At 49.4% G+C, this 19179-nt stretch carries 20 protein-coding genes; 7 read left to right on the top strand and 13 right to left on the bottom strand.

The window, feature by feature from the left end; translation table 11 throughout:
• Positions 1–547 precede the first annotated feature (547 nt).
• The 3 genes from frr to bshA all read right to left on the bottom strand — a co-directional run bounded on the left by frr (position 548) and on the right by bshA (position 3074).
• Positions 548–1111 carry a ribosome recycling factor gene (gene frr / locus JHJ32_RS15175; RefSeq protein ID WP_079718029.1) on the bottom strand — a complete coding sequence of 188 codons (564 nt, stop codon included), beginning with the start codon at positions 1109–1111 and terminating at the stop codon, positions 548–550.
• A 33-nt stretch (positions 1112–1144) separates the two neighbouring features.
• The gene (gene pyrH, locus JHJ32_RS15170) at positions 1145–1852 is read right to left on the bottom strand and encodes a UMP kinase (protein WP_079718030.1); all 708 of its coding nucleotides are present in this window, start codon (positions 1850–1852) and stop codon (positions 1145–1147) included.
• A gap of 82 nt (positions 1853–1934) precedes the next feature.
• Positions 1935–3074, bottom strand: coding sequence for an N-acetyl-alpha-D-glucosaminyl L-malate synthase BshA (bshA, locus tag JHJ32_RS15165; protein ID WP_200121513.1), 1140 nt, complete (start codon positions 3072–3074; stop codon positions 1935–1937).
• A gap of 253 nt (positions 3075–3327) precedes the next feature.
• On the opposite strand from bshA, the gene JHJ32_RS15160 reads away from it, so the two are divergent.
• From JHJ32_RS15160 to JHJ32_RS15150, 3 genes are all read left to right on the top strand, one after another.
• Positions 3328–3714 (top strand): BlaI/MecI/CopY family transcriptional regulator, encoded by a 387-nt coding sequence (locus tag JHJ32_RS15160; RefSeq protein ID WP_079718032.1) that lies wholly within the window; start codon positions 3328–3330, stop codon positions 3712–3714.
• Positions 3711–5426 (top strand): TonB family protein, encoded by a 1716-nt coding sequence (locus JHJ32_RS15155; protein WP_200121512.1) that lies wholly within the window; start codon positions 3711–3713, stop codon positions 5424–5426. The genes JHJ32_RS15160 and JHJ32_RS15155 overlap by 4 nt, the downstream gene beginning before the upstream one ends.
• Positions 5427–5525: 99 nt before the next feature.
• Positions 5526–6773, top strand: coding sequence for a DUF819 domain-containing protein (locus JHJ32_RS15150; protein WP_200121511.1), 1248 nt, complete (start codon positions 5526–5528; stop codon positions 6771–6773).
• A 24-nt stretch (positions 6774–6797) separates the two neighbouring features.
• Here the strand turns inward: JHJ32_RS15150 and JHJ32_RS15145 are convergent, their stop codons facing one another.
• The 9 genes from JHJ32_RS15145 to JHJ32_RS15105 all read right to left on the bottom strand — a co-directional run bounded on the left by JHJ32_RS15145 (position 6798) and on the right by JHJ32_RS15105 (position 14637).
• Positions 6798–8369: a M28 family peptidase gene (locus JHJ32_RS15145; protein WP_200121510.1), complete on the bottom strand. Its 1572-nt coding sequence runs from the start codon at positions 8367–8369 to the stop codon at positions 6798–6800.
• 44 nt (positions 8370–8413) lie between these two features.
• Positions 8414–8854: a ribose 5-phosphate isomerase B gene (gene rpiB, locus JHJ32_RS15140; RefSeq protein ID WP_200121509.1), complete on the bottom strand. Its 441-nt coding sequence runs from the start codon at positions 8852–8854 to the stop codon at positions 8414–8416.
• 16 nt (positions 8855–8870) lie between these two features.
• Positions 8871–9752 carry a twin-arginine translocase subunit TatC gene (gene tatC / locus JHJ32_RS15135; protein ID WP_079718037.1) on the bottom strand — a complete coding sequence of 294 codons (882 nt, stop codon included), beginning with the start codon at positions 9750–9752 and terminating at the stop codon, positions 8871–8873.
• Positions 9753–9819: 67 nt separating this feature from the next.
• Entirely contained in the window at positions 9820–11160 is a 1341-nt protein-coding gene (accC, locus tag JHJ32_RS15130) for an acetyl-CoA carboxylase biotin carboxylase subunit (protein WP_079718038.1), read from the bottom strand.
• A 75-nt stretch (positions 11161–11235) separates the two neighbouring features.
• Positions 11236–11712: an acetyl-CoA carboxylase biotin carboxyl carrier protein gene (accB, locus tag JHJ32_RS15125; protein ID WP_200121508.1), complete on the bottom strand. Its 477-nt coding sequence runs from the start codon at positions 11710–11712 to the stop codon at positions 11236–11238.
• Positions 11713–11782: 70 nt separating this feature from the next.
• Positions 11783–12778, bottom strand: coding sequence for a beta-ketoacyl-ACP synthase III (locus JHJ32_RS15120; RefSeq protein ID WP_079718040.1), 996 nt, complete (start codon positions 12776–12778; stop codon positions 11783–11785).
• A gap of 6 nt (positions 12779–12784) precedes the next feature.
• Positions 12785–13723 (bottom strand): phosphate acyltransferase PlsX, encoded by a 939-nt coding sequence (gene plsX / locus JHJ32_RS15115; protein WP_200121507.1) that lies wholly within the window; start codon positions 13721–13723, stop codon positions 12785–12787.
• Positions 13724–13900: 177 nt separating this feature from the next.
• On the bottom strand, positions 13901–14092 hold the full coding sequence (gene rpmF / locus JHJ32_RS15110) for a 50S ribosomal protein L32 (protein WP_079718042.1): 192 nt from the start codon (positions 14090–14092) through the stop codon (positions 13901–13903).
• 14 nt (positions 14093–14106) lie between these two features.
• A complete protein-coding gene (locus JHJ32_RS15105) occupies positions 14107–14637 on the bottom strand; it encodes a DUF177 domain-containing protein (protein WP_200121506.1) in 531 nt (176 codons plus the stop codon).
• Positions 14638–14878: 241 nt separating this feature from the next.
• Here JHJ32_RS15105 and tpx point away from each other — a divergent pair, with 241 nt between their 5' ends.
• Together tpx and JHJ32_RS15095 are read left to right on the top strand one after the other, a co-directional pair.
• On the top strand, positions 14879–15475 hold the full coding sequence (tpx, locus tag JHJ32_RS15100; protein WP_233632684.1) for a thiol peroxidase: 597 nt from the start codon (positions 14879–14881) through the stop codon (positions 15473–15475).
• Between the two features lie 14 nt (positions 15476–15489).
• A complete protein-coding gene (locus JHJ32_RS15095; RefSeq protein ID WP_200121505.1) occupies positions 15490–16341 on the top strand; it encodes a dienelactone hydrolase family protein in 852 nt (283 codons plus the stop codon).
• Here the strand turns inward: JHJ32_RS15095 and JHJ32_RS15090 are convergent.
• Entirely contained in the window at positions 16322–16999 is a 678-nt protein-coding gene (locus tag JHJ32_RS15090) for an epoxyqueuosine reductase QueH (protein WP_200121504.1), read from the bottom strand. The two genes, JHJ32_RS15095 and JHJ32_RS15090, sit on opposite strands and share 20 nt — an antisense overlap.
• 150 nt (positions 17000–17149) lie before the next feature.
• Here JHJ32_RS15090 and JHJ32_RS15085 point away from each other — a divergent pair, with 150 nt between their 5' ends.
• Positions 17150–18055 (top strand): pirin family protein, encoded by a 906-nt coding sequence (locus JHJ32_RS15085; protein WP_200121503.1) that lies wholly within the window; start codon positions 17150–17152, stop codon positions 18053–18055.
• 47 nt (positions 18056–18102) lie between these two features.
• The gene (locus tag JHJ32_RS15080) at positions 18103–19179 is read left to right on the top strand and encodes a hypothetical protein (protein ID WP_200121502.1); all 1077 of its coding nucleotides are present in this window, start codon (positions 18103–18105) and stop codon (positions 19177–19179) included.

Below are 19179 nucleotides of genomic sequence, written 5' to 3'. Positions count from 1 at the left end.
GCTTCTATGTTTTTTAAGCATTGATATGACTGTTTTAAAGTTTGTAGTACTCGGTTTTTTTGTTTATGCATTGGTGCATGTAACATTTTTTTCAGATTTCGATAATAAGATATTCCTTGTTGTCAGTTTCTCCTGTTGTTTAGTGGTTTGGAGTATCATTTTCTTTAAAAAAGAGATAAATAATATCGTCTTCCGTAAAAGGAATCTTTAAAGCAACTTGGAGGCACAGTAGTTTTGAACCAAGTAGGGGTGGAGTTGGTGAGATTGCAATTGCAATGGGGAGGTATTTCGGCAGGGAGCCCTTTTATAACTTGGTTATTGCCCTTTTTTTGTGGCTATTCCGTTTGTTTCTATCTCAGAAAAGCTTCAACTATCGAATGAGGATTTTGATGGTGACGCATCGCCAGCGCCCAGCCCGTTTGGCAGATCAGGTATATGTACTGGGACACGGGGCAACCGTCGGCATGCCTCTGGATAAAAATGATAAAGCCACTTTTTAGCGTGGCTTTACGACTATGGTATACTGTGGTATGTCCAATAATGGGACTTACACGGTCATAATATCCTTTTCCTTTGCTTCCGCAAGTTTATCTACATCGGTGATGTACTTGTCGGTCAGTTTTTGTACCTCAGCTTCTCCCGCTTTGATTTCATCCTCTGATACGCCTTCGCTTTTCAGCTTCTTAATACCATCATTGGCTTCCTTGCGGATATTGCGCACCGCCACACGGCCTTTTTCGGCTTCTTCCTTTACCTTTCGAACCAAATCACGCCGCCGCTCCTCTGTGAGGGGAGGGATGTTGAGCCGGATGACCGTCCCGTCATTTTGTGGGGTTAGTCCGATGTTGGCATCCAAGATGGCTTTTTCAATGGTAGACAACAGGTTTTTTTCCCAAGGCTGAATCACTAACGTGCGTGCATCGGGCGTATTGATGTTGCTGACCTGGGCGAGAGGCGTGGCGGTTCCGTAGTAGTCTATGTAAATACCGTCAAGCATGGAAGGCATTGCCTTGCCTGCCCGGATTTTGGTGAGTTCGGATTCGGTATGTGCCACGGCTTTTTTCATCTGCTCGGCACTATCGTCTAATTGTAAGGATATCAATTCGTCCATGGTAATTCGCGTTATGGTTTTGGTCAAAGATAGTTATTCTCGTACTAAAGTTCCAATGGGTTCGCCCTCGGCGAGTCGAGCAAGATTGCCTGGTTTGTTCATGTCAAACACGATGATGGGCAGCTTATTTTCCTGGCAGAGGGTGAATGCGGTCATATCCATCACGCTGAGTCCGCGATTGTATACGTCTTGAAACGTAATCTCGTCAAAACGGGTTGCCGTGGGATCTTTCAACGGGTCGGCCGTGTAAATGCCATCTACACGGGTGCCTTTGAGTACGACATCGGCATTGATTTCAATTGCACGGAGCGATGCGGCGGTATCCGTGGTAAAATAAGGGTTTCCCGTGCCCGCACCGAAGATGACCACCCGTCCTTTTTCGAGGTGACGTACCGCACGACGCCGGATGAAAGGTTCGCAGATTTGCTCCATCTTGATGGCCGTAAGCAGACGTGTTTTGATGTCCTGCTTCTCCAACGCATCCTGCAAGGCCATGCTGTTGATGACGGTAGCCAGCATGCCCATGTAATCGGCCTGCACGCGGTCCATCCCTGCCTTTTCGGCACTGAGCCCGCGATAGATGTTGCCACCTCCGATGACGATGGCTACTTCCATGCCCTTGTCATGAATTTCTTTGATATCCTTAGCGTATTGGGCTACGCGGTTGATGTCAATACCGTAATTTTGGTCGCCCATAAGGGCTTCTCCACTGAGTTTGAGTAGGATGCGTTTGTATTTCATATAACTTGCTGTCTTGGACAGGGACTTCCAAGCGGCAAAGATAAGAGATTTTTTTTAACTGCCCGTTTTCACTGGCATGTGATTAGGCATTTTGCTGCACACTGTCGATAACCTCTTGGTAATATTGCTCATATAAAGGCATGATGTTGGCCAGTTTAAAGTCTTTGGCTCGTTCTAATGCAGCTTCCTTAAATTGCGCTAAGCGGGCATTGTCTTCCAGGATATGGATCGCATTTGCCGCCATGGTATCCACATCGCCCACGTCGCTGAGGAAGCCTGTCACGCCATCGATATTCAATTCCGGCAGCCCCCCGGTGTTGGACGATATGACCGGTACTTTGCAGGCCATGGCTTCCAGGGCAGCCAGTCCGAAACTCTCGGAGCCCGAAGGAATAATAAACAGATCGGACACCGACAGAATTTCCTCGATAGCATCCTGCTTGCCGAGAAACCGGATGTCGTTTGCTACGCCCAGTTCGCGCGACAATTGCTCCGCAGCGGTTCGCTCCGGTCCGTCGCCCACCATGAGCAGCTTGCTGGGTACTTCTTGCTGTACTTTCTTGAAGATTCGAATAACATCGGTGGTGCGCTTCACTTTCCTGAAATTGGACGTATGCACCAAGATGCGCTCATCTCCCGGAGCGATGGCCTGCTTGAAATGCTGGCGAGGCTTGAGACTGAAACGATCTAGATCCACAAAATTGGGGATAACACGTATTTCCCGCTGCACGTCAAAATAACTCAGGGTCTCTTCTTTCAAATTTTGGGACACCGCAGTGACGCCGTCCGATTGGTTAATCGAGAAGGTTACCACCGGGCTATAGCTGGCGTCTTTGCCCACGAGCGTGATATCTGTACCGTGCAAGGTAGTCACCACGGGGATGTGGATGCCATAAGTGGCCAAAATCTGCTTAGCCATGAACGCAGCCGATGCATGGGGTATTGCATAATGAACATGCAGCAAATCAAGTTTTTCAAACCGTACCACATCCACCAGCTTGCTGGCTAAAGCCAGCTCATACGGGGGGAAATCAAACAACGGATATTTGGATATCGTAACCTCGTGATAGTAAAGGTTCTCCGAAAAAAAATCCAAGCGGGCCGGTTGGCTGTACGTGATAAAATGGATTTGATGGCCGTTGGCCGCCAAAGCTTTACCGAGTTCTGTGGCCACCACACCGCTTCCGCCGAAGGTGGGATAGCATACGATACCTATTTTCATTGGCTCCCTTCAATTGCTTGCCACAAAATACGGATAAATTTTCCGATAGGATGTTCACATAAACGTAAAAAGATTGGTATAATCATCAAAGCAACTGGGAGAAAACTGAATAAATTATTTAGAAACTAAGCCGTTAGTTTTATATTTGCTTTATATAGGGTGTCAGTATTCCGCTGGCGCCTGCCTTGAGGGCAGGCGTCCGGTAACATGAAGTGTGGTCTGGCAATATTTCACAAAGCAAAATAAACAATCGATGAAAGAACTAAAAGAATTGACACGTGCGGAAGAACAAATTATGCAGGAATTGTGGGATCTTGACAAGGCATTTGTCAAGGAAATCATTGACAGGCTGCCCGATCCCAAGCCGGCTTATAACACGGTGTCTACCATTGTGCGGATTCTGGAGACCAAGGGTTTTGTTTCGCATGAAGCTTTTGGAAAGAGCCACCGGTATTTTCCGTTGGTTTCAAAGGAAGAGTACCGCACGTTTGCAACCGGCAAACTGCTGCATGGTTACTTCAACAATTCGGCGCGGAACATGTTGTCGTTTTTTCTGGAAGAGCAGAAATTGGATCTCAAGGATGCGGACGAGCTTCTGCAACTGCTTGAAGAGGCAAAAAAGAAAGGGGGAAAGCCATGATTTATCTGGTGCTAGCCAACCTTTACCTTTGCATTTTCTACGCCTTTTACCGCGTCCTATTGTGCAAACGGACTTTTTTCCAGTGGAACCGGTTTTACCTGCTCGCAGGGCTGTTGCTCGCCTTTACACTACCGCTGCTCGAATACCCCGAGTGGAATACCTATGCGGGCAGTTATCCGGAATACCTGATCGGTATACAGGCGAGCGAGCCGGTTATCGTGGAGGCTGGCGCGGCAGTGGCGGTACAGCCGTCGCCGTTTTCGCTGCGCAATGTATTGACTTATGGTTATATCGGCGGTTGCATATTGACTTTTCTTCTGTTTCTGCGCAGCCTGACCTTGACCTTGCTTATGCTGCGCAGACACCCGGAAGGCGAGGCCTTTTCGTTTTTCAGCGCTGTACGGATCGACCGCACGCTTACCGGACATGACCAGATACGCCTGCATGAGGAGATTCATGCCAGGGAATGGCACAGCGTCGACATCGTGCTGATCCAGCTGGCGAAGATATTCAATTGGTTCAATCCCATCGTATATGCTTACGAGCGGGCACTCCGGCTGCAGCACGAATACATCGCCGACGGGAAATCGGCTGCAGGCAATGAAATGGGCTATGCCGAATTGCTGGTGGCCCGTGCGATAGGTGTCGAGCCTCAGGTATTGGCACACACGTTTTCAAGTAAACGGCTGCTTAAAAACCGCATTGCCATGCTGTTGCGCGACAAGTCGCCCAGGTGGGGGCTGCTTTCCTACGCCTTGTTGCTGCCGATCATCTGCGGAATGATGGTGGTTTCATTTGCGTGCAACCAACAACTGGAACAGCAACAGGGCAATGTAGTGGTCTATGATGAGGCTGATACGGTCACATCGGCGATTCAGGATGATGCGAAACGTTTTAAAGCGTACCTGGGCGGGAATATCGATTATGCGGCGGAGGCCATACGCGAAAATAAACAGGGGACAATAGCCTTTACTTACGAAAAAGCCGAGACGGGAAGTATCGAACGGGTGACATTTCTCAATGAGCTGTGGAGCGGTCAACAGGCCGACATCCTGAATGTGCTGCAACGTGAGCAAACAGGACGCCTGGCGCCTGCCGGTAAGTACCTTGTCGCCATAGATTTCCGAATCAGCGGGCAGGAGTTGAGCCAGGAGCCGCCACCGCCGGTCCCCGTATCAAACGGCTACACGCCGTTGGGCACTATTGTGATCATCGGCTATTCGCCGGACAGCCCGCCACCGCCGGCGGTAGAGCGGGCGCCAGCAAAACAGGAAGCCCATACATCTGGCCAGCGCCCCATGCCCGAGTTAGCCCCCGATCTTGTTGAAGCGGAACCGAACCCTACCCTGGCCATCGCCGTACCGGAAGAAAAACCGGTAGAAGAAGCGACGGACGTGATATTTCAGTCCGTCGAAATCCAGCCGGAGCCACCGGGTGGATTCCGGGCCTTCATGGAATATATTGCAAGAAACTATGATTATCCGCAGGAAGCTATTGAGGCCGGGGTGAATGGGCAAGTGCAAATTGCATTTATCATCGAAAAAGACGGTAGCCTTGCGGATATCCGGGTGGTAAGGGATTTAGGGTATGGCACAGGTGAAGCCGCCGTGCGCGTATTACAAAGCAGCAGCAATTGGTCTCCGGGTATACAGAACGGCAGACCTGTGCGGGTGGCATACACCCTGCCCATCCGCTTTAACCTGCAAACGTGATTGGGATGATGTTGAGGTTTAAGGTAAGCCCGGCTCCGGGCTTTTTTTATTACCTTTGGCTCCGTGCTGAAATAGTTGTTTACTACCCAATCACCGATCATGGATAACACATCAAGTGCATCAGCCTGGATTACCGACGACGTGGCCGTATTCGGCCTGCTGATGGTCATCCTGGCCGTGGTTTTCTATACATCCAACAGCAAACACCCGGGCCTTCGCAAGTTTTACGCGATCCTGCCACCGCTGTTACTTTGTTATTTTGTGCCGGGTTTGTTTAATTCGTTCGGTGTGATATCGGGGAGCGATTCCCAGCTTTACAGCATGAGCTCAAACTATCTGCTGCCGGCGTGCCTGGTGCTCTTTACCTTGAATATCAATTTCCGCGAGGTGTGGCGGCTGCGTAAAAAAGCAGGTTTGCTCTTCTTTACCGGCATGATCGGTATTGTCCTGGGCGGGCCTTTTGCCGTTTGGCTGTTTTCGCTGATAGCTCCGGCAGCAGTATCAGGTGAGGTCTGGAGAGGATTGGCCACATTGGCGGGATCGTGGATAGGTGGTGGGGCCAATCAAGCGGCTTTATTCCGGATTTTTGAACCGTCACCCGAGATTTTTGCGGCTACGGTGGCGGTGGATGTTTTTGTAGCCTATGGCTGGATGGCCGTATTGCTTTACGGTGCGGGCAAGCGCCAACAGCTCGACCGTTACTTTAAAGCATCGGCCAATGAAGTGGAAGAGCTTACAGCGCGTATGGAGGAATATAGCAGGCAACGTACCGAAGCTGCCAGCACGAAGGATTACATGGTCATGCTGGGTGTCGCCTTTGGCGTAACCGGCATCGCTCACTTGCTGTCCGGTGTTATTGCAGACTACATCAGCGTCCATGCGCCGCAGCTCGATAAGTTTAGCCTCACTTCCAGTTTCTTTTGGCTTATTATACTTGCTACCTTGATGGGGGTGGGGTTATCATTCACTAAAGCCAGAACACTTGAGACGATGGGTGCATCGCGCTTAGCCACGGTTTTCCTGTATATCCTTGTTGCCACCATTGGCATGCAGATGGATATTTTCAAGGTTATGGACAATCCTGCGCTGTTTCTGGTAGGCTTAACATGGTTATTATTCCACGCGTCGTTATTGTTCGTCGTAGCCAAACTGATCAAGGCGCCATTTTTTTTCTTGGCCATCGGCAGCATGGGCAATATCGGCGGGGTCGCATCTGCTTCGGTGACTGCTGGGGCTTTTCATCCCTCATTGGTACCCGTGGGCGTATTCATCGCCGTCTTCAGCTATGCGATTGGTACTTATGCCGGATACCTGTGCGGAATACTGATGCAGTGGGTAGCACCGTAATGCTTGCCAAGGCAGGATATACACTCACTCCTTGTTCGAATCGACCACCAGGCGCTTATCGCGATTGGCGATCTCCCATGCCGTATGGAACGCCAGACGGGCCCGTTTTGCCAACATCTCAAAATTGATCTTATCCACAGTGTCGGCAGGGGTATGGTAGTCCGGGTGCAATCCGCTGAAATAAAATACGACGGGGATGCCATGCTTGGCAAAGTTATACTGGTCTGACCGATAGTAGATACGCATAGGGTCTTTCGGATCATCATACATGTAATCCAATTCCATATGCGTGTATTCGGCGTTTGCATTTTCGTTGATGACCTTCAATTCGGAGCTGAGTTTATCTGATCCGATTGCATGTACATAGTTGTGGTTGCCACGGAGGTGCTTGTCATCGATGCGGCCAATCATGTCCATATTAAGGTTTACTACGGTATTTTCCAGCGGGAAGACTGGGTTCCGCGAATAATAATTTGAGCCCAGCAATCCTTTCTCTTCAGCCGTAAAGGCGATGAAAAGGATACTTCGCCGGGGGCCATGGCCCTCCGCCTTGGCTTTAGCGTATGCGCGTGCCAGTGTCAACACACCCGTGGTGCCCGAGCCGTTGTCATCTGCCCCGAAGAAAATGGTGCCATTTTGGTTGCCTTCATGATCGTAGTGCGCGGAGATGACCACCAATTCATTTTTCAGGTCGGTGCCTTCGAGGTAACCCAATACATTGGGCGATGTAAATGGCTCGCTGACCGAGCCAAAGGTCGTGCTAAGCCTCGCCTTGTAGGTCGTACTTTGCGGTTGTTGTGTATTGTTGATTTTTTGTTCCAATGCTGCAACAGAGGTCTTTGCCCTGGCTAAGAGCAGATCGGCCATTTCGGTGCTGATATTGGCTACCGGTGTCGTATTGGGCGAAGGTTGGCCAGCCCCTCCCTCGAGCGAAATTCGGGGCTGTACAAGCCGGCCGCCGAAGCGTTCGAGAGACTCTTTGATGGTGCTTGATACGGCGATGATGAGCTTAGGTTCCCTGGATGTAATGTTTTGCAACCGTTTGGTACGAGATGTTACCCATTCAGATGGTTCACTACTGCCGCTAATCAGGGAGTTGCCTTGTGCGTTCTTGGGTTCACCCTCGCTCAATAGCAATACGACCTTGCCCTTGATGTCGATACCTTTAAGGTCATCGTATTGCGTCTCGCTGATGCCATAGCCGATAAAAACAATTTCTTTAGCATCGATACGGCTTACAGGGCCACTGCCCACGAAGTAAAAATCTTCGCCATTGGCGAATGGTTTACCATTGATGGTAAAATCCTTGACGTCAAAGCGCGTCCGTGTCAGTTTTACAGGCTGGAAATAAGAGCCGTTCACAGGAGCGGCCAGTCCCAGTTTTTCAAATTCTCCGGCGATATAGGCAGCTGCTCGCTCGCCTCCGGCCTCACCGGTGCCGCGGCCTTCGAATTCGGCGGAAGCCAGTATGGAAAGATGTGCCTTAGCCGTTTCAGGGTTAATTTCAGCAGCGTATTTTTGTTGTACCGGATCCTGCGCTACAATGCATCCGCATAAAACTGGTATAAAGAAAAGTAAGGCTAAAAACTGCTTCATTGTGCTATGTTTTGATAGTTAATATTAGATTTTCGGCTTCCGGCTCAACACGAAATTTTACCTACGCGATTGGCATGGCGTCCACCCTCAAACTCGGTCGTCAGGAACGTATCAGTAATGGCTTTCGCCAATTCGACATCGATAAATCGTGCCGGAATGCATAATACATTGGCGTCGTTATGCTGGCGTGCCAGGGAGGCAAGCTGCTCCTGCCAGCAGATGGCAGCCCGAATTCCTTGGTGCTTGTTCGCGGTGATGGCCACGCCGTTTGCACTGCCGCAAACGAGAATCCCACATTCGAATTCGCCACGCTCCACCGCAGATGCTACCGGGTGAGCAAAATCGGGATAATCCACCGAATCGGCAGTGAAGGCCCCGAAGTTTTTAACGGTATATCCTGCACTCTCCAAAAAGCTTACCAATGCTTCCTTGTAGTCAAATCCTGCATGGTCACCGCCAATGGCAATTGTTTTTTTTGCTGTCATGGTGTATTGTAGTCCGTTATTTTTCGTCGTTATAAAAATCCAGTTCGGCTTTCATTCGCCTTTTTTCCACCCGGCTTGCAACGATGATACTTACTTCGTAGAGCAAAAACATGGGGAAGCTCACGGTAAGCATGGTGATGACGTCAGGCGTAGGGGTGATGATCGCTGCGATGATGAGGATAATGACAACGGCATACTGGCGCGATTTCCGCATAAACTGGGGCGTCATGATGCCCAGCTTTGATAAGATGAAGATGATGATCGGCAACTCGAACACGATGCCGCATCCAAGTGTGAGCGTCGCGACAAATGACAAATAATTATTAATGGTGATGGTATTGGCGATATCCTCGCTGATGGAATAGTTGGCCAAAAAATTCATGGCAAGGGGCACCACAATGAAGTAGCCGAATAAAATCCCTACCGCGAACAACAAGCTGGCATAAAAAACAAATCCGCTGGCAGATTTGCGCTCAATATCGGTTAGCGCCGGTTTTACAAACAGCCATATTTCATACAGCAGGTACGGAAAGCCCAGTACAACGGCAATGATAAGCGACGAATTGATTTGCAGGATAAATTGACCTGCCATCTGCGTGTTGATGATTGTGCCCGGTACTTCGGTCACGCAGAAATCAGGTGCATTGATCCACGCTCCGATTTTGCACATCATCCGATAAGTCCAGAATTCGGGGCTTTTAGGCCCCATGATAATGTCATCAAAGATAAAATCGTAAAACGAAAAGGCCAGAATCATGAAGACGGTCACAGCGATGGCCGATCGGATAAGGTGCCAGCGAAGCACTTCAAGATGGTCAAAAAACGACATTTCGGCTTCCAGGTTCTTGCCTTTACTTTTGATGGCATCGATCAGTTTCTTTCCGGATAACTTGCTCATGGTGATATAAAAAACAAAAATACCATTCTATTTGATAAGAATGGTATTTACTTTATGGATCTTGCATTTATTCGCTCAAATCAAACGTTTCCATAAACTTCGTAGTGAAGTTGCCAGCCCTGAAGTTGGGGTCTCGCATGAGCCTTAAATGCAGGGGGATGGTCGTTTTGATTCCTTCGATGACAAATTCGCTTAACGCACGCTCCATGGTGCAGATGGCTTCTTCACGGGTTTGGGCTACACAGATGAGCTTGGCAATCATCGAATCGTAGTTCGGCGGTATGACGTAGCCGGAGTAGGCGTGGGTATCTACCCGCACCCCGTGGCCACCGGGCGAATGGAAGTTGGTAATCCGGCCCGGCGATGGCCTGAATCCGTTGAACGGATCTTCCGCATTAATACGGCATTCGATGGCATGCATCGTCGGCTCGTAGTTATTGCCCGAAATCGGGATACCTGCCGCCACCTTTATCTGCTCTTTTATGAGGTCGAAGTTAATGACCTCCTCGGTGACCGGGTGTTCCACTTGAATCCGCGTATTCATTTCCATGAAATAAAAGTTGCGGTGCTTATCGACAAGGAACTCAATGGTGCCGGCTCCTTCGTAGTTAACGGCTTTGGCACCTTTAATAGCCGCCTCTCCCATGGCCTTGCGGAGCTCTGGGGTAATGAAAGGAGAAGGTGCCTCTTCGATGAGTTTTTGGTGACGCCGTTGGATAGAGCAGTCGCGCTCAGACAGATGACATACCGTGCCGTACTGATCGCCGACTACCTGAATTTCGATATGCCGGGGATCCTCAACATATTTTTCGAGGTAGATTCCGTCATTGCCAAAGGCAGCGCCGGCTTCCTGGCGCGCAGAGTCCCATGCGGGTTCAAACTCTTCGTCTTTCCATACAATACGCATACCGCGGCCGCCCCCACCGGCAGTAGCTTTAAGGATCACGGGATAGCCTATCTCATTGGCTATTGTGATGCCTTCTTTAACGTTTTTAACCAGTCCATCCGATCCGGGAATAGTCGGTACGCCGGCACGTTTCATGGTGTCCTTGGCTGAAGACTTATCCCCCATCTGCTGGATCTGCTCGGCAGTAGCACCGATAAACTTGATGCCATACTGCTTGCATATCGACGAAAACCGAGCGTTTTCAGAAAGAAATCCGTATCCGGGATGTATCGCATCCGCGTTGGTCAGTTCGGCGGCGGATATAATGTTTGGTATATTGAGGTATGATTCTTTACTGGGGGGCGGGCCTATACAAACGGCCTCATCGGCAAAGCGCACATGAAGGCTATCGCGATCGGCAGTTGAATATACAGCCACGCTTTTAATGCCCATTTCACGACATGTGCGGATAATACGCAATGCGATTTCCCCACGGTTGGCTATTAATATCTTTTTGAACATGAATGTTAGCTATCTTCTATGGGTAGTGTATGCTTACTGTATAATCTTACTATTAAAACGGGTGGCACAGTAGGATTATTTGGGTTCAACCAAGAATAATGGCTGATCATATTCCACAGGCTGTGCGTCATCTACCAGTACTTTTACGATTTTTCCGGAAACTTCAGATTCAATCTCATTGAATAGTTTCATCGCTTCCACGATGCAGACAACTTTTCCAGCGGCGATTTCATCACCTACGTTTACAAAGACCGGTTTGTCTGGTGAAGGTGAGCGATAGAATGTTCCGATCATCGGTGATTTGATGGTCACATAGTTGGACGTATCTTCTGATTTCGGAGCAGACGGCTGAGGTGTCTCTGTGGGCGCGGGCGCAGGAGCCGCCGGAACAGGAACTGCTGCGGGAGCAGGTACCGTTGCCGTCACATAAGTGGGGGCTTGGTTTGTTTTTATTGTGATTTTGAAATCTTGTTCTTCAATAGATACTTCATTCACGCCCGATTTAGCCACAAACTTAATCAGGTCTTGAATCTGTTTGATATCCATGCTCATTGCTTAGTAGGTTTGATAATAAGAATCAAAAATATAATCTAGTCTGTTAATTAACAATTAAAAAGGAATATTATTGCCCATATGCCCATTTCAGGTATACAGAGCCCCAGGTAAATCCGCCACCGAAGGCAGCGAGAATGAGGGTGTCACCCTTTTTCAATTGGCTTTCCCATTCCCATAGGCACAAGGGGATGGTAGCAGCCGTCGTGTTGCCATAGCGCTGGATGTTCACCATCACTTTCTCTTCCGGAAGCCCCATGCGGTCGGCGGTGGCATCGATAATACGTTTATTGGCCTGATGGGGAACCAACCAGGTAACATCATCGGCGGTGAGGTGGTTGCGTTCCATGATCTCCGCGGCGACATCGGCCATGTTCGTTACCGCAAACTTAAACACTGCGCGACCTTCTTGGTAAGCATAGTGCATATCGGCATCCACTGTAGCATGCGAAGCAGGATGAAGTGAGCCGCCAGCTTTGATATTAAGATAGGGACATCCTGAGCCATCGCTCTTGAGGATGGAGTCCATTACGCCCAGGCCTTCTTCATTGGGTTCCAGCAGTACGGCGCCGCACCCGTCGCCAAAGATGATGCAGGTTGTGCGATCTTTGTAATTAATCACAGACGACATTTTGTCGCCGCCCACCACGAGTACTTTTTTGTGCATGCCGGATTCAATGAATTTGGCGCCGGTAGTCAGGCCGTAAATAAAGCCAGAACAAGCCGCCTGTAAGTCGTATCCCCAAGCATTTACGGCACCTATTTTGTCGGCAAGGATGTTTGCCGTAGCGGGAAATGGCATATCGGGCGTCACGGTGCAAAAAATAATCAACTCGATTTCTTCGGCGCCGATACCTCGTTTTTCAAGCAAGCCTTTCACAGCAGGCACAGCCATATCAGATGTCGCTTTGCCCTCACCCTTTAATATCCTGCGTTCTTTGATGCCCGTACGTGTGGTGATCCACTCATCGTTGGTTTCGACCATGGTTTCGAGCTCTTGGTTAGTCAAGATATAGTCTGGTACGTATCCGTTTACAGCCGTGATGGCAGCATGTATTTTTGACATATAGTTTTAGTTGAAAGCGGATTTGATTTTTTCAATAATATTGGATTCAATCATGCTTCTGGAGAGCAGTATCATGTTTTTTATGGCTTCGGGGCTGGAAATACCGTGGCCGATGATAACGGGAGCATTCACCCCCAAAATGGGGCTTCCGCCATACTGCTCATAGTTAAAGCGGTCGAAAAATGCATCATTGAATCCTTTCTTTCGTGTAAGCACATAAAAAGATTCGGCGAGCTTGAGTACTACATTGCCTACGAAGCCGTCGCATACGATTACATCGGCCTTGTCGTCAAACAACTCACGCCCTTCAATATTGCCTACAAAACGGATGCGATTATTTTCTCGCATGAGCGGATGAGCACCGAGCGTCAGCATGTTGCCTTTTTCTTCCTCTTCACCAATATTGAGCAAACCTACGGTGGGCTCTTGAATACCGTAAATGTGTTCGGCAAAGAGGCTGCCCAACAGGCCGAATTGAGGAAGCATCTCGGGTTTACAATCCGCATTGGCACCCACGTCAAGCAAAATGCCAAAACCGCTTTTGATTTTGGGAACGTTGGTCGCTATCGCAGGGCGGATGATGCCGGGAATGGTCTTCACGCTGAATACGGCACCTACCAGCATAGCACCGGTGTTGCCAGCGGAGGCAAAGGAGTCGATGGCGCCATCTTTAAGCAGCTGGAATCCGCGACTGATGCTCGAATCTGGTTTTTGTGCGATTGCCTTGGTCGGATGTTCGCCCATGCCGATATTGTCTGGGGCATGTACGTATTCAAAAAAAGCAGGGTCTTCTCCTGCTTGCTCGATGTATTGCTTAGCAATGTCTTGGTCGCCTATGAGTACGATTTTCTGATCTTCCGAAAGCAGCTTCAAAGCCAGAAGGGCCCCTTCTATGGTTGCTTTCGGCGCAAAATCACCACCCAATATGTCTAACCCAATCTTCATCCGTTATTGTTTTTCTTCCGTAAAAGTTTACTTTTTAAGGCCGGAAGGAACCGCCGTGTCGATTTTTCGTTTGTCGCTATGTGGCAGTTTCGATCCAATAATACGCAAAAACACCCCAAAGTAACGTATAAAAATTGGTTACACGTTATGGGATGTTCAATTTTTTGAAAGATCAATTTAGACGGTGGCAGCGTTTTCGATGATCAGTTTGCCGTTATAATAAAGGTTGCCGTCGACCAAGTATGCGCGGTGGGGCAGGTGCACAGCGCCTGTTTCCTTGCAAGTCGCCAAGGTAGGCCGTTCTGCCTTATAGTGTGTCCTTCTTTTGTCTCTCCGAGCTTTGGAGGTCTTACGTTTTGGATGTGCCATCTCGTACTGTTATTTTAGTTATATTTTATGTTTTTTAATGCATCCCAACGGGGATCTGTCTGTTTTTCTTCGTGTTGTTCCGGTGCAAGGCCGTTCAGTTTTTCCAGCACAGCCTTATCACAAGTAATATCGTCTCCCTGTTCGCTGCACTTGATATAATGTGGCACAGCGACATTAATGTATTCATATAATAGCCCTGCGATGTCCAATTCATGCTCATGCTTGGCCAACACCAGGATTTCCTCCGTGCTTTCCGTCATATCCTCGTCCGTAAATTTGACGATTAGCCGTTCGTCAATAACGGTTTTGGAAGGAAATGAGGAAAGGCAAACGTCGCATGTCAGGTTGATGGTGCCTACAATATGAAACTGGAGTATCATCATGCTTTCTTGTTTGTGTAGGTTGACCGACACCTTGAGATTGCCGTCTTTCACAATGGAATAGTCATAACAATCAAAGAACGCCTTATCTACATCAAATTCGAAGTCATGCGCACCCAAACTCAACCCTGTAAAAGGTATCCGATATTGCTTCAAATAATTCACCGTCCCACAATTGAGCCTGCAAAGGTAAATATAAATTATAAGATATGAAAGTTTTTGTTAGGATAATGTGTTGCGCCGCCGTGCCGTTTATGATAGCGAACTTTTTCACCTCGTTGGGTCACCCACAGTGAGGTCATGGAGATATTTTGTATATGGTGAAGGAGCTTTGTATCATTTTCAACGCACCGTATAATAAATAGGCGTTAAAACGTTAATACAGTAATGACTTCAGTATAAGGCCATGAAATATCATCAAATAGTTGCACTGTTGTGCTGCTTAGGCATTACGGTGCCGCCTGTGTGGTCGCCTGTTTCCGCTCAGCAAAAAACAACTTCGTCTACTACGATCACGATGCGTGGTACACCGGTGCGTACGGTTGGCACCTTGCCGGTGGTCGGGGCATCGGCGATAGATTTTACGTTGACCGACGTGAATTTAATCGATAAAACGCTTAAGGATTTTGCCGGCAAATATGTCATCCTTAATATTTTTCCAAGCGTGAACACCGGCGTATGCGCATTGTCTGTGCGCAGGTTCAATGAGGACGCGGCGAACCTGCCCAACACTACTGTACTTTGCATTTCCAAAGATCTGCCGTTTGCGCAAAAGCAATTTTGCGGGGCAGAGGGCATCGATCGTGTCGTCATGTTATCTGATTTCCGGTCTGACTTCGGCGTGCGATACGGGGTACAGCTGGCCGATGGCCCAATGCGGGGCCTTTTGAGCAGGGCGGTGGTTGTCATTGATCCAGAGGGAAAAATCGTATATGAAGAACAGGTGCCGGAATTGTCACAAGAACCCAATTATGAAGCCGCTTTGGCGGCCGTGAATCCCTAATAAAATCGACAACTATGGATCAGAAAATCATTAACCTCTACGACCAGTACACACACAGTCAACTCACCCGCAAGGAGTTTATGAAACGGTTGGCTATGCTTGCAGGCAGCACGGCTGCGGCGACTGCCTTATTGCCATTGCTGCAAAACAATTATGCTGCGGCTACGCCGTTTCATAGCGAAGATATCACGTCTGAACACATCACCTACCCTGGCGTGGCGGGCGACGTAAAAGCCGTGTTAGCTAAGCCCAAAAATAAAACAGGTGTCGGCGGTGTGGTCGTTATCCATGAAAACCGGGGGCTGAATCCGCACATCATTGACGTTACCAAGCGGATCGCAGCCGAAGGGTTCGTTGCTTTGGGGGTGGATGCATTGTCTCCGTTCGGCGGTACGCCCGCCGATGAAGATAAGGGGCGTGAACTCATCGGTAAGCTGGATATGGACCAGACGGTCCAAAATTACTTAAAGGGGCTTGATTACCTGCGTACGCTCGACGGGAACAATGGTAAAGTGGGCTGTGTAGGTTTTTGCTGGGGAGGGGCGATGGCTGGACGACTTGCCGTGAACGACCCGCGATTACAAGCTTCCGTGGCATACTATGGTAGCCAGCCGGACATAGCCGATGTGCCTAAGATTAAAGCCAGCGTGCTGCTGCACTATGCCGGGCTCGACGAGCGGATAAACGCGGGTATCCCAGCGTATGAAGAAGCATTAAAGGCAAGCGGTGTAGACTATCAACTGTTTGTGTACGACGGCGTAAATCATGCCTTCAATAACGACACCTCACCCACGCGGTACGATGAGGCGGCGGCCAAGCTGGCATGGCAGCGGACGATAGGCTTTTTTAAAAGCAAGCTGGGGTAGCCCCCTCATCGCCGTAATAATTCTTGCCGAGCTCGATCCGCTCACGGCCATTCTGCAAGCGCCAGTGGTTTGTGTCGCGCAGGGAATATGCACAACCACAGTATTCTTGCATATAGAAACGTTCGCGTTTGCTGATTTCAAGCATACGGGAAGAGCCTCCCTTCTTGCGCCAATTATATGTCCAATACGTAATACCGGGATAATGGCTGGCAGCACGCTCGCCGCAATCGTTGATCTGTTCGAAATTCTTCCAACGGGAGATGCCCAGTGAGCTGGTGATGACCGGAAATCCATGTTCATAGGCATACAGTGCCGTTCGCTCAAAGCGCATATCAAAGCACATTGTACAACGGATGCCGCGCTCAGGCTCATGTTCCATGCCTTTTGCACGGACAAACCAATTGTCCACGTCATAGTCGGCATCCACGAAAGGAATACCATGCTTTTCGGCAAACCGGATATTTTCATCTTTGCGCAGGTCGTATTCCTTGCGAGGGTGGATGTTAGGGTTGTAGAAGTAAATCGTGAAGTCAATATCCGACGCAATCAGCGCTTCCATCACTTCTCCCGAACAGGGTGCGCAGCAAGAATGGAGCAGCAGTTTGTTTTCACCATTCGGTAATTCCAGTTTCTCGCGTGTAAATCCCGTAGTTTTCATCTTCGTACCCACTTGTTTGAATGTGCAATATTAGTGATAAAAGGACATTGTTGCAAGTGATTGGTGGAGGTGTTTCCGTAAACGGACGGGTAATTCATTTTTTTATTCGTATGTTTGTTTAGTCCTGTCACGTAATAACATTTTTATATCATGTCAAACGTAGGAATGATCATCGAGGAGCGGCCAGCAGATATTGGCAACTTCATGGTGGGAAGATTACTGCCTTTCCGGGGCAAGCGCATGGTTGGTCCTTACATTTTCATTGATCACATGGGGCCGGCTAAACTGAGCGACACGCAAAACGTGGATGTACCGCCCCATCCGCACATTGGCCTGTCTACGCTTACCTACCTCTTTGAAGGAAGTATGATGCACCGCGATAGCTTGGGTACAGCGATGGAGATACAACCCGGGGCGGTCAATTGGATGACGGCTGGGCGTGGAGTGGTGCACTCCGAGCGGACTCCGGAATACCTTCGCCATTCTGACAAAAGCCTGCATGGCTTGCAGATCTGGGTTGCTATGCCCAAAGAGCTCGAAAATTCGGAACCTTCCTTTCATCATGTGGAAGCCAAGGATATCCCCTATTGGGAAGAGGGCCATGTCACGTTTAGGCTCATTGCTGGCGAAGCTTTCGGCCGTCGTTCGCCGGTACCTGTACACAGTAGGCAGTTTTTTCTGGAAATACACAGCACCGCCGACCAGCAGCTGGATATTGGCCGCGAGTTGTTTGGAGAATCGGGCCTGTACATTCTTAAAGGCAGCATAGCAAGTGACGGGCATACCTACTCCCCGAGGCAGATTTTGGTGGCCAAAGAGGCTACGCTGTGTACATTTACTATCCACGCGGATACCAGTATTTATATTTTTGGCGGGGATCCTTTTCCGGAGGAACGTCATATTTATTGGAATTTCGTGTCGACCAAGCGTGAGACGATAGAAGCGGCAAAGCAGCGTTGGCTCGAACAGCGGTTCGATCCAGTGCCGGGAGAAACCGAATTTGTGCCACTTCCCGAGCAGGCTCAGCGCCCACGCCAGACCGGGCCTACCGAATAAGTGCGGACATGCGCAAAAATTCATACCTTTGTCCAAAATCCCTTTGGATGAAAAAGTCAGTTGTTTTTTTTGCCCTGGCAGCCGGTATACTGCTGGCTTTTGGAGGTTGCATGCGCAATGACGATGAGCCCGCATTACCCACAACCCCGATATCACGGTTGTACGTTTCATTTGAAACCTATCAGCAAAGTGAGTCTGAAGATCCCATAGACAACGTCGTGGTTATTGATCCCGCGGATGCTACGCCCATGGCCATTACACTAAATTACAATTCGGGTGCACTTGGCGGAGGAGCTATTCATTTCAGTCCCAATGCGGGCCGTGTGTTTCAGACTGGGTATGCTGATACCATCATCCGGGTGATGAGTGTAAGTAATTTGGGGATACTGGGAAGTTCAGGGAATTTTGGGCATCACGAGCTGCGTGCAATGCGGGGTGTCGCCTATCACCAACCCCGTGAGATGTTATATGTTGCGAACAATATGACCCCAACCGCCATTTACGGATTCTATCAACCGGCAAACAGAGCGGGTTTTACAAGGCCTAACCGCGTGTTCCAGCTTGGTGCAGCAATGCGCCCATGGGCAATACAGCTATGGAACGACAGCCTTTTGGTAGCCAACTCAGGAACAAACGGCGGCGTGGCGCTGTACAGCAATCTCGGACAGGGCGACTCGCTGGAAGCCGACTTCCAGCCTGTTTCGACGGTCCGGATTGAGGGCGCTACCAGCATCCGGGGTATCGCGTTTGTCGATTCACTGGACGTGTTGGTGGCGGCAGACTATGGTACCGGTACGCAACTGGATGGGGGGCAAGTGCACGACGGGCGGATCTATATCATCGAAGGCATAAAAGCTTATTTTGAGCAGGCATCTGCAACGGTGACACCGACGCGAACCATCAGCGGATCACTGACGGGGTTATCTGGCCCGATAGATGTTGCCATCGATCCGCGTTCGGGCGAGAGCCGCAGCATTTTTGTGGCCGATCAGAATCGGCGGACCATTTCCCGCTTTAAGCTGTCAGATAATGGGAATGTCGCGCCCGAAACGACGATCACATTCAGCTCGCCAAGCCGCACGCCCTTCAGCATCTTCCTGGACGCAAGGGGGATCCCGCAATAG

Origin of the sequence: Parapedobacter sp. ISTM3, assembly GCF_016533505.1 — a bacterium.
Lineage (GTDB): Bacteria > Bacteroidota > Bacteroidia > Sphingobacteriales > Sphingobacteriaceae > Parapedobacter > Parapedobacter luteus.
Note: the sequence above shows the minus strand (reverse complement) of the source record. Positions and strands in the feature narration are given on the sequence as shown.

Bases quoted from the DNA above. Each gene is read 5' to 3' on its own strand.
- pyrH (WP_079718030.1), bottom strand. From the start codon at position 1,852: ATGAAATACAAACGCATCCTACTCAAACTCAGTGGAGAAGCCCTTATG.
- bshA (WP_200121513.1), bottom strand. From the start codon at position 3,074: ATGAAAATAGGTATCGTATGCTATCCCACCTTCGGCGGAAGCGGTGTG.
- accB (WP_200121508.1), bottom strand. From the start codon at position 11,712: ATGAGCATGGATATCAAACAGATTCAAGACCTGATTAAGTTTGTGGCT.
- accC (WP_079718038.1), bottom strand. From the start codon at position 11,160: ATGTTCAAAAAGATATTAATAGCCAACCGTGGGGAAATCGCATTGCGT.
- JHJ32_RS15090 (WP_200121504.1), bottom strand. From the start codon at position 16,999: ATGAAAACTACGGGATTTACACGCGAGAAACTGGAATTACCGAATGGT.
- plsX (WP_200121507.1), bottom strand. From the start codon at position 13,723: ATGAAGATTGGGTTAGACATATTGGGTGGTGATTTTGCGCCGAAAGCA.
- JHJ32_RS15095 (WP_200121505.1), top strand. From the start codon at position 15,490: ATGGATCAGAAAATCATTAACCTCTACGACCAGTACACACACAGTCAA.
- JHJ32_RS15160 (WP_079718032.1), top strand. From the start codon at position 3,328: ATGAAAGAACTAAAAGAATTGACACGTGCGGAAGAACAAATTATGCAG.
- JHJ32_RS15145 (WP_200121510.1), bottom strand. From the start codon at position 8,369: ATGAAGCAGTTTTTAGCCTTACTTTTCTTTATACCAGTTTTATGCGGA.
- JHJ32_RS15155 (WP_200121512.1), top strand. From the start codon at position 3,711: ATGATTTATCTGGTGCTAGCCAACCTTTACCTTTGCATTTTCTACGCC.
- tpx (WP_233632684.1), top strand. From the start codon at position 14,879: ATGAAATATCATCAAATAGTTGCACTGTTGTGCTGCTTAGGCATTACG.
- JHJ32_RS15080 (WP_200121502.1), top strand. From the start codon at position 18,103: ATGAAAAAGTCAGTTGTTTTTTTTGCCCTGGCAGCCGGTATACTGCTG.
- JHJ32_RS15120 (WP_079718040.1), bottom strand. From the start codon at position 12,778: ATGTCAAAAATACATGCTGCCATCACGGCTGTAAACGGATACGTACCA.
- tatC (WP_079718037.1), bottom strand. From the start codon at position 9,752: ATGAGCAAGTTATCCGGAAAGAAACTGATCGATGCCATCAAAAGTAAA.
- JHJ32_RS15085 (WP_200121503.1), top strand. From the start codon at position 17,150: ATGTCAAACGTAGGAATGATCATCGAGGAGCGGCCAGCAGATATTGGC.
- frr (WP_079718029.1), bottom strand. From the start codon at position 1,111: ATGGACGAATTGATATCCTTACAATTAGACGATAGTGCCGAGCAGATG.
- rpmF (WP_079718042.1), bottom strand. From the start codon at position 14,092: ATGGCACATCCAAAACGTAAGACCTCCAAAGCTCGGAGAGACAAAAGA.
- JHJ32_RS15150 (WP_200121511.1), top strand. From the start codon at position 5,526: ATGGATAACACATCAAGTGCATCAGCCTGGATTACCGACGACGTGGCC.
- rpiB (WP_200121509.1), bottom strand. From the start codon at position 8,854: ATGACAGCAAAAAAAACAATTGCCATTGGCGGTGACCATGCAGGATTT.